5 protein-coding genes and 4 pseudogenes are annotated in these 9,423 nt (G+C 69.8%); 5 read left to right on the forward strand and 4 right to left on the reverse strand.

From position 1 onward, the window contains the following. Positions 1 to 629: 629 nt before the first annotated feature. Together ADK54_RS08040 and ADK54_RS08045 are read right to left on the reverse strand one after the other, a co-directional pair. Complete coding sequence (locus ADK54_RS08040) at positions 630 to 1,796, reverse strand: nitric oxide synthase oxygenase (protein ID WP_078966201.1); 1,167 nt, start codon at positions 1,794 to 1,796, stop codon at positions 630 to 632. 660 nt (positions 1,797 to 2,456) lie between these two features. After that, positions 2,457 to 3,122, reverse strand: a pseudogene (locus tag ADK54_RS08045) (cation:proton antiporter); the annotation flags it as partial. A 171-nt stretch (positions 3,123 to 3,293) separates the two neighbouring features. Here ADK54_RS08045 and kdpF point away from each other — a divergent pair. From kdpF to ADK54_RS08060, 5 genes and pseudogenes are all read left to right on the forward strand, one after another. Next, complete coding sequence (gene kdpF / locus ADK54_RS43065; RefSeq protein WP_078966203.1) at positions 3,294 to 3,383, forward strand: K(+)-transporting ATPase subunit F; 90 nt, start codon at positions 3,294 to 3,296, stop codon at positions 3,381 to 3,383. Positions 3,384 to 3,646: 263 nt separating this feature from the next. Continuing rightward, positions 3,647 to 3,928 (forward strand): annotated as a pseudogene (locus tag ADK54_RS48730) (histidine kinase); the annotation flags it as partial. Positions 3,929 to 3,992: 64 nt separating this feature from the next. Beyond that, positions 3,993 to 4,835, forward strand: a pseudogene (locus ADK54_RS08050) (sensor histidine kinase); the annotation flags it as partial. A gap of 536 nt (positions 4,836 to 5,371) precedes the next feature. After that, positions 5,372 to 6,718 (forward strand): hypothetical protein, encoded by a 1,347-nt coding sequence (locus ADK54_RS08055; protein WP_053724847.1) that lies wholly within the window; start codon positions 5,372 to 5,374, stop codon positions 6,716 to 6,718. 121 nt (positions 6,719 to 6,839) lie between these two features. Then, a complete protein-coding gene (locus ADK54_RS08060; protein ID WP_159047665.1) occupies positions 6,840 to 7,994 on the forward strand; it encodes a hypothetical protein in 1,155 nt (384 codons plus the stop codon). A 35-nt stretch (positions 7,995 to 8,029) separates the two neighbouring features. Here ADK54_RS08060 and ADK54_RS08065 read toward each other — a convergent pair whose 3' ends face one another. Together ADK54_RS08065 and ADK54_RS08070 are read right to left on the reverse strand one after the other, a co-directional pair. Continuing rightward, the gene (locus tag ADK54_RS08065; RefSeq protein ID WP_053724849.1) at positions 8,030 to 8,824 is read right to left on the reverse strand and encodes a GNAT family N-acetyltransferase; all 795 of its coding nucleotides are present in this window, start codon (positions 8,822 to 8,824) and stop codon (positions 8,030 to 8,032) included. Between the two features lie 188 nt (positions 8,825 to 9,012). After that, a pseudogene (locus ADK54_RS08070) lies at positions 9,013 to 9,423 on the reverse strand (short-chain dehydrogenase); the annotation flags it as partial.

The following is a 9,423-nucleotide window of genomic DNA, read 5'->3' on the forward strand; positions in this document are numbered from 1 at the left end:
GGGTACGACGGGGGGCCGATCCCGGCGCCGGAGCTGCCGGCAGTGCCCCTGAAAGCGCGGGGTCGGGTGCGCTGATCTGCGCTTATGGGCGATCGGGCCAACCTGTGGGGAGCGCAGAACTCGGCCCTGGAGGTGGCCGATCGGCATGGTGCGGAGTCGCTCACTTCCGGTGCGCGGGAGGAGATCTGTTGCCCAGTGTGTGACCTTGTGCGGGAGGGTTTAGCGATCCCATTGCTGACCCAATTTGCTGACCCGATGCTGACCTTTCTGACGGTGCGTCATGTCGACGCACCGGTCTGTCGCTGCACGTCCAGTGCGCCTGAGAATCGCTCGCGACGAGGACACGCTCGCCCCATTGCCGACCCTGGCGTGCCCGGGACCGGCAGGGAATGGCAGTGAGCTCTTCCCCGAGCAGACAGCCGCCCTTCAGGCCTGGGCGCGCAGCGTCGTCCATCTGCCACACGGACAGGGGGCAGACCGGTGGCTGGGGCTTCGGGACGACGGTGCGCACCTACCGAGGTGACTACGCGCCCATCGGCCCCCCCGATCCGCACGAACTGGTCTCGGGATCACTCGAATCGCTGCCGCTGTAAGGGATCTTGGTCCTGACCTCTCACAAACGGACCCTTTCAGCCCTCGGTCCCGCCGGTAGGCCAGGGCACCGGCTGGGGAGCGAAGTTGGGAAGCGTCCTGGTGGGTTCGTACCGGCGCTGCCAGATGGGTGTGGTCGAGCCGCTGGTGGCGGGCACGATGGCTGACCAGTCGGCCGGGCAGCCGCGGCCGCTCTTGTGTTCGCGTTCCTCGTGGCGTACGAACTGCTTGGTGGCGAAGTGGTGGTCGATGATGGACACACCGGCCTGGTCGTAGGAGTGCAGTACGGCCGAGGTGAGTTCAAGGAGCGCGCGGTCACGCCATAGGGTCCGGTCCCGGTCGGTGTCCAGGCCCATCCCGCGTGCGACTTCGGGGAGTTTGTCGTAGCGGTTGGTGTCGGAGAGGTTGCGGGCGCCGATCTCGGTGCAGGTGTACCAGGCGCTGAAGGGAGACAGGGAGTAGCGCAGGCCGCCCAGTTCGAGCACCTGGTTGGAGATGGTGGGAAAGGCGTGCCAGCGCAGGCCGAGCCGTTCGAACCACGGGTAGTCGGGGTGGCTGATGCGCACCTCGGGGACCGCGTCCGGCGGCAGGTCGAATAATCGGGGTTCGCGTCCGGGGTACTGGATGACCAGGGGCAGAACGTCGTACTCGGTGCCCCGACCGCGCCAGCCGAGCCGCAGCACGGCCGCGGTGAGATCCACCGTCTCGGGGTCGCCCACGACGGATCCGTCGTGCTGCCGATATCCGGCGTAGCGGATGAGCTGGCCGTTCCAGACCCTGGGTCCGGGCCGATCGGGCCTGCTCGGGGCGAAAACGCTCAGGAGCATGCGTACCTTTCCCCCGTTCCAGGCCAGCCGGAGATGGTCCACGAGAGCTTCGAACAGGGCGCTCTCATCACGGCCGCTGGCCCCGACGTCGCGGCAGTCCCGGGTCTCCAGCCCCTTCCAGTAGAACTTGCCGATGCACTGCGGGTTGTTGCGCCAGGCGATCCGGGCACCAAGGCGAAGCTCGTCAGAGCTCTGCCGGTAGGCACCCGTCGCGTCGAACTCGGCCCGTATCTCTCTGGTCCGCCGCTCCGCGGCATCGGCCAGGAGGTGCCCCTCGGCGACGAGTTGGCCCACCAGGTCCTCGGCCTCGGCAACTACCGGCCCGGGCGGCGAGGAAAGAGGCGTGGAAGGTTGTACGCACAGACGTGAGGTCTTCACGATGAGCTCCCTGTCAACTGTGAGGATGGGCCACCCAGTTCACGTGTACGAAACATCTGCCGGCAGCCGAACATTACGCACAGGCGGCTGTGGCGCGAACCTGGACATCACCGCTTTGACGGGACTCATGCGTGCTCTTGATGACTGCGGCAAGGAAGACGCGAGGCGAGGGCCCGTGAGGGGGACTGGAGGACCGTTCCGGTGGGGGAGTGGGGGAAAAGCCTGACGTCGGTTCTGACCGCAGTTTCGTGAATCACGCGGGGCTTGCGGGGAACTGTGGCCCTGAGCTGCGGAGATGTCCCGCGAAAAGGAGCTTTCGGAAGGGTTGCACGGGCCCGGGTGCGTCGCCTGTTCGCCACCCTGACTGGCATGAAGCGGCACGCCCGCTGTCAGGTCCGCATCGGACAACGTCTGCCCTGCCGACGACGACAGCGCAGGCTGACTGACTTCCGCACACCCCCGAGATCGCACGCCCCCGAGATCGCGCGCGTCCGTACCGTCGAGTCACGCGTCCAGGTGTGCGCGAATGAGTGTGTCGAGTCGCCGCCGTGCCGAGGACGATGCGTTGACCGTGTCCTGGACGAGGGCGGGGCTCTCGGACTGCGAGTCCAGCCGGGGCGGTTCGCCAGGGTCGTAGCGTTCCCGGCCGCCCTTCCCTTGGCCACCCTTCGGCTGGAGCAGCGCGGAGTGAGGGAAGATCCACAGCATCCGGACCGCGATGAGGGTGGCGGCCAGGGCGAGGGCGTACGGCGGCCAGAGCCGGTCTGCCTCGCCGAGCCCGCGGATGAGGCCGGGCAGCGAGAGGCCGATCAGGCTGAAGACCACGCTCTCCAGAAGGAAGACCACCGTGCCGTAGACCGCGTGGAGCTGGAGGCGGATGCGGGCGCTGGTCAGCCGGTCGGAGTTGCCGCCGAGGATCACTCCGGCCACCACCGCAGAGGTCACCCCAGAGGTGTGGGCGGCCACGGCGAGCACGTAGGCCGCGTACGGGGTCACGAGCGCCACCACCGTCTCCAGGACCGGGTCCTGCGTACGCCGCCGGATCAGCACGACCAGGCCCGCGACGGCCGCGCCGATCAATGTGTCGCCGCCTGCGAGCAGCGCGAACTCGCCGCCCGCGCCCTGCCAGGAGGCGGCCGATGCGGTGACGGCGATGCTCACCGCGACCTTGAGCAGGACCAGGGAAGTGGCGTCGTTGAACGGGCTCTCGGCCTGTACCAGGACCTGCACCTTGGGCGGCAGCGCGAGGCGCCGGCCGAGCGCCGTGACCGCCACCAAGTCGGTGCTGGCCAGGACCGCGCCGAGCGCGAGGGCCATCTGCCAGGACGAGCCCGATCGATATGCAGCTCGTCAAGGTGACGTCAATGAACTGCTGGCCGGCGACAGGAAGGTGTCAAGACACCTACCCCTGGGCCGCCGTAAGGAGTTCGGTGTAAGGGTGCCCGTTAACCACCCCTCGCCGTAGTCGCCCCGCCTGGCCCAGGGAGTTGAACGACCGTGAGCGTCGAGAACATCGTCGGACTTTGTGTTGCTGGATGCCTGCTCGGCTATCTGGTGTTTGCGCTGATCCGCCCGGACCGGTTCTGAGGAGTATCAGCCTCCGGCACCGCTCTTGGATCAGAAACACATCAAGGTCGTACGCCACGGTCGTGCTGCACCGCGACCTCCCGTGATGATCGGGAGCACACATCGCGCCCCCGGTCGCGCAGGGTCCCTGCACGGCGACCGGGGTGCGCGTTCTGCGCGAGGAGGCGTGTGCTGGGGTGGTGGAGCCGGATGTCCCGCCCGGACGGCGGGGTCGGCTGAAGGTCTATCTCGGGGCTGCTCCCGGGGTGGGCAAGACGTACCGGATGCTCGACGAGGCACGGCGGCGGGCCGGGCGCGGCTCGGACGTGGTGGTGGCGTACGTCGAGTGCCACAAGCGGCGGCACACGCTGGCAGGACTCAGCGGCCTCGAAGTCATCCACCGCTCTCAACGTTCCTATCGGGGTGGGCAGTTCGAGGAGATGTGCCTCGACGCCGTACTCGCCCGCCGTCCCCAGGTGGCGGTCGTCGACGAGCTGGCCCACAGCAACATTCCCGGCGGCCGCAACGCCAAGCGCTGGCAGGACATCGAGGAACTGCTCGCCGCCGGGATCGACGTGGTGACCGCGGTCAACATCCAGCATCTGGAGACCGTCCCCGACGACGTGGTGCGCCGCCCGAGGCCGAAACGCTGTCCTCGCTGGCCGGCTGGCGGAGGCGGCCGCCGAGGTCGAGCCGGTGAAGGCCGCCGACCGCATGCGCACCGCTCTTCTGGCGGCGGTCAGCCACGACCTGCGTACGCCGCTGGCCGCCGGCTGGGCCGCCATCACCTCGCTGCGCAGCCGCGACAACGACTTCAGCGAGGAGGACCGCGAGGAACTCCTCGCCACCGCCGACGAGTCCATGGCGCGCCTGGGCCGGCTCATCGACAACCTCCTCGACATGAGCCGCCTCCAGGCCGGTGCGCTCAAGCTCAACGTCCGGGACACGGCTCTGGAGGAAGTGCTCCCCACGGCGCTGGAGTCGCTGCCGCCGGGGGCCGCGTCGGTCGACATCCAGGGCCTCGACGCCGTACCGGCCGTGCTGGCCGACCCGCCGCTGCTCGAACGGGTCGTCGCCAACCTGCTGAGCAACGCGGCCCGGCACACCCCACAGGGCGAGGCCGTGCTGCTGACCGCCAGCATGCCCGTGGACCGGGTCGAGGTGCGGGTGATCGACCGGGGGCCCGGGCTGCCCCCCGAGGACCGGGAGCGGGCCTTCGTGCCGTTCCAGCGGCTCGGCGACACGGACAACACCACCGGCGTCGGGCTCGGTCTGGCGCTGGCTCGTGGCCTCGCCGAGGCGATGGCCGGCACCCTCACCCCCGAGGACACCCCAGGCGGCGGGCTCACCATGGTCCTGTCCGTGCCCGCCGCCGAATCTAGGGAGCCTGCCGAATCCAGTGCCGCCGAATCCAGTGCGGGTGAATCCGGTGTCGACAGACCCCCCCCGGCATGTAGTCGCGGGGCCGCGTAAGGAGTCCGTCTGGAGAACCGGAGCCCGGGGTGCCTGGGCGCTGGCCGCGCTCTCTGCGGCCGTCTGGTTCGACTTCTTCCTGATTGGCGCCTACGGCCGGTTCATGCTCGCGCCGGGGCGTGGTGTGGCTGTCCCTTTGCCAGAGGTTGCCGTCGTCAAGTGGGCGTTAAGCCAAGGTCCTTGGGCGTCAGGGACCCGTCAACGCGTGCATCCGGTCGAACTCCTGACCCCCAAGCTGATCTCGACACGGGTTCGTACGAACGGCCCTGTGGTGCGAGGTTGGAGGGCGAGTGACGGTCACCGCCGGTGCCGGGCAGCGTCAGGGAGCGGGGGCCCCGACAACGACTGCTGAACCAGACCCCGCACCACCCGTTCGGCACGGGGGGATCCCGTCGTCGCGGGCCAGAGGGGGCCCGGGACAAGGACGGCCGAGGCGACGGTCTCCCATTGCCGTCGCCCGGCTCGTCCGTCTCTTCCGGTACGCCGTCGGCCGCTACTGGACCACCACTCAGGGCCGGCTGCGACTGGCCCGCACGGTGTGCCTGCTGATCGGCGCCGGACTCGTCATCCTGATCGCCGTGGCGGCCACCGGGCTCTCCACCACCTGGGACGCGATCCAGCACCGTGCCGCGCCCCGCACGGTCGCCGCCACCCAGCTCAACCTGGCACTCAACGACATGGACGCCCAGGCTGCCAACATCCTTCTGTCCAGCGGCGATTCGGGCACAGGGAAGGGGCGCCTGGACGAGTCGTACAGCAAGGCGAACGGCTTCTACGGTGACGCACAGCAGACCATCAGCCGCTCCCTGCGCACGCTCGGCGCCGCCTCCGAAGGTGACACGGTGACCGAGGACACGGTGGTCGCCCTCACCGACGACTTCGCGCACTACCAGGAGCTGATCGGCCGGGCCCTGGAGAACGACGGGCACCCCGGCGGCAAGGACGCCGCACGCGCCGACTACCGCCAGGCCACCGACCTCCTGGCCGAACAGTTGCTGCCCCAGGCCCGCAAGCTCGTCGATGCCAACAACGCCGTCTACGAGGGGGAGTACGAGGCGGCGCGCACGGACTTGGAGGTGCAACTCGTCACCGAGGCCGTTCTCGGGGTGCTGCTGCTCGTCGTCCTCGTCGTGCTCCAGGTCCGGCTCGCCCGCAGCTTCCGCCGCGTCTTCAACCCCGCACTCGTAGCGGCCGCGCTGTGCGCGCTGTTCGCGGTGGTGTGCGGCAGCCGGCTCCTGGCCGTCTCCGTCGAGCAGCTGAAGGTCGCACGGCACGACTCCTTCGACTCGGTGGTCGCTCTTTCCCGTGCCAAGGCGATCGGGTACGACGCCAACGCGGACGAGAGCCGCTTCCTGCTCGATGCCACCCGCAGGGACCTGTACGAGAAGTCCTTCCTCGACAAGTCGCAGCAGCTGTACGGGCTCGACGGCGCGAGCATCTCCTCGTACGACGCGAAACTGGACCAGACCTGGGCGGCGTATCAACGCGACCACGGTGACGAGCAGTTCACCGGTGAGTACCGGCGCGAACTGGACAACATCACCTTCGCCGGGGAGCGCGAGGCGGCCGAGAAGACCGTCGAGGCGTACGCCGTCTACCAGAAGGACGACCGCACCTTCCGGCGGCTGATCGCGGAGGGCAAGACGCAGGAGGCCACGGTGTTCTGCATCGGCTGGGCATCCGACACCTCCAACGCGCACTTCGGCGTATGGACGAAAGCCCTGGACCAGGTGACGGCGATCAACTCTGCGCACCACGAGGCAGCCATCGCCACCGGCCGCGACGCCGTCAACACCCAGGCGCCAACGGCCGCCGGCGCCCTGCTCCTCGGGGGCGGGCTGCTGATCCTCGGCCTGCGTCCGAGACTGGCCGAGTTCCGCTGACGGGCGTGCCACCCGACCTCGGCATCCCGCTGCCCGGAGTGCCGACGCATACGCCCAGGCAGTCATGGGGCCGCTCGGTGGTCGATGGTCAGGCCTGCGGCATCCACGGGGGTGAGGAAGGGTGAGTCCAGTACGTCCGGGAACGGTCACCGCGGCCGGGAGATTCGCGATGCTCGCCGGCGCGGCCATGGCCGCGGCCGGTGGCTACGGAGCCGTGTGGACCGTGCTGTGGATCTTCGACGCGGAGCCCGGGCACAACCGGTGGCTGGGTGGCTGGGTCCTGTTCGCCTGGTGTCTGCTGATGCTCGGCATGGGGGCGGACCTGCTGTGGAGCGGCCGCGGAATCCTGCGGGGCCGACCGAGCGCCCTGGGCAGAGCCGAGAACGTCCTCGCCCTGGTCAGCCTGGTGTCTGCTGTCGCCGTTGCCGGAACACTGGGTCCCGCGCTGTTCGACGATTCGGTCTCCGTCGGGGGCTGGTTGCCTCCGCTGGCGGGCTGCTCGACGGTCTTCGCCTGCGCGATGACCGGACTGGCGCTGTGTTCGGCGAAAGCGACGCAGCAGTACCTCGGGCCGCATACCGAAGACCCCCTGATGGGGCCTGTCGCAGCGGAGCTGGCGGCCGGGGCGTCGCTGGGCGCGCAGGTCGCGGTGCTCCAGCTCCCGCACGAGACCGTTCACGTCCACGAGCACGGTGCCGTCTTCTTCTACGGGCACCGCGCACATCTGGTGCCGGGCAAGGGGAAGACGTTCGCCGTGCGATGGCAGGAGGTCGAGAGGCTCGACCACTCCTTCTCCAAGGTCAGGTTCCGGGGTGCGACGTACGAGCACGGGTACAGGTACTGCTTCTGGTACCGGGGATCCAGGCACCGGATGACGGCGGGGGCCCTCGCTCCCGCGGAGACGGCGCTGACGTACTTCGTCCGGCTGGCGGACCCGAAGATCGCGGAGGCGCAGCTCCCCGGGATGCTGGAACGCCTCCGGCAAGGCGGGACGGTCGATTTCAAGCTGGCCGCCGTCACGTCGGAGGGACTGCTCCTCTACGACTGGCTGCTCTTCGCCAAACGCCGCAAGCTGGTGATCTGGGCCGAGTTGGACCACGTCGAGGTGGGGCCGCGCTTCGACCTGAAGGCGCGGCCGCGCGGCATTGTCCTGCACACCAGGAGCGGGGAGCAGAGACGGGCGATGTGGGAGCCGAACGGCATACCCAACCGGTCCGCCTTTCTGGCCCTGTTGGAACACTTCGGCGTCGATGTACGCGAGACGCAGCCCCGGTGATGCGAGACGCCCGATGCCTGCCCGGCGGACGGGTGCTAAGCGGGAACGGCGGAATTCCGGCTGCCGGAGAGCCCTTTGGCGGCCGGGGCGCCGGTCGCGTAGTGGACGTACTCCCGTTCCAGGCGGAAGCCGGCCGTCCAGGCGAGCAGGCGGCTGGCCCGGTTGTAGCGGGAACAGGTCCAGCTGGCGGTTCGGCCGCGGGCCGCGACGTCGGTGCTGAGCTCGACGACGCAGCTGAGGGCGAGCTGCTCACGGCGGTGTTCGGGGGCAGTGACGACGGCGATGTCCTCGTACCGGCTGCCGAGGAAGTAGGTGCAGGCGACCGTCAGCAGGCGGCCCCGGTGGAAGGCGCCCCAGGCGTGGCCGGACTCCGCCAGTCCGGCCGGTCCGCCCCAACTGGCGTGAATCCACGCCGAGTTCGCTCCCAGTGAGGCCAGCGCCGTGGCGTCGGTACCGACTATGCGGCGTACGGTCACACCGCGCGGCGGGCGCGGGAGCGTCGGTTCTTCGCCGTGTACGTACACCATCCGCTCCCACGGGACGACCCGGTCGTATGCCGAGCCCAGGGCGGGGAGGAAGCGGGCCGGGGCCAGGACGTACCGGTTGGCGAGCGGGGCCAGCGCGGCGGGCTCAAGTGCGCCCGGGTCGCCGCTCAGCAGGACGTGGCCGGCGCTGGCGACGGCCACCGTGCGCGGCCGGTCGGCGCGGTCCGCCCAGAGGCGGCCGGTCCGGGTGGCGAGGACGTGCTCGGCCAGCGCGGTCGGTCCGGCGCTCCCGCCGGGGAACCAGCGCAGATAGGAGGGGAGCTGGCGGAGCGGAAGCTCGATCATGGAAGATCACCTGATTCTGGGGGTGGGGAACGAGGAAGGGCGGACTGTCAGCCGGGTACAGTCCGCCCCTCGGGCATCGGGCGTCCGGCCGCTAGCTGGAGGCCTTGCTGCCGTGGTTGGCCTTCTCCTTGCGAGCGTGCTTGGACATGGGGCGTGGCTCCTTCAAGGCGCGCTTGAGGGGGTGTTCTTCAGGCGTCGTGGCCGACGAGTACGGCAGCGAGCCTGTTGAGGCGCTTGACGCTGCGGTCCTCGGTGGCGGCGGGCGCGGGCTCGACGCGCTGGTCGCGGTCGTAGTAGGCGCCGTTGACGATCTGGGTGTCCGGGTCGCAGAGGCGTACGACGTGGGTGGCGCCTTCGGCGGGGGTGGCGCCCTCGTGTGCGTACAGGGGGAGCAGGGCGGTGTCGCAGATGCCGGGGTGGATGGAGACGGCGGTGACCCGCGGGTCGGCGGCGAACACCGTCAGGGCCAGCTGCGACTGGGCGTAGGCGGCGAGCCGGGTGTAGCGGCGGGAGCGGTTGGGGTCGCTCCACTGGATGTTGCCGGTGCGGTGCAGCGACGACGACACGTTGACGACGCGGCCGCCCGGGTCACTGGTGAG

Source organism: Streptomyces sp. WM6378 (assembly GCF_001279695.1).
Lineage (GTDB): Bacteria > Actinomycetota > Actinomycetes > Streptomycetales > Streptomycetaceae > Streptomyces.

Bases quoted from the DNA above. Each gene is read 5' to 3' on its own strand.
- ADK54_RS08065 (WP_053724849.1), bottom strand. From the start codon at position 8,824: ATGATCGAGCTTCCGCTCCGCCAGCTCCCCTCCTATCTGCGCTGGTTC.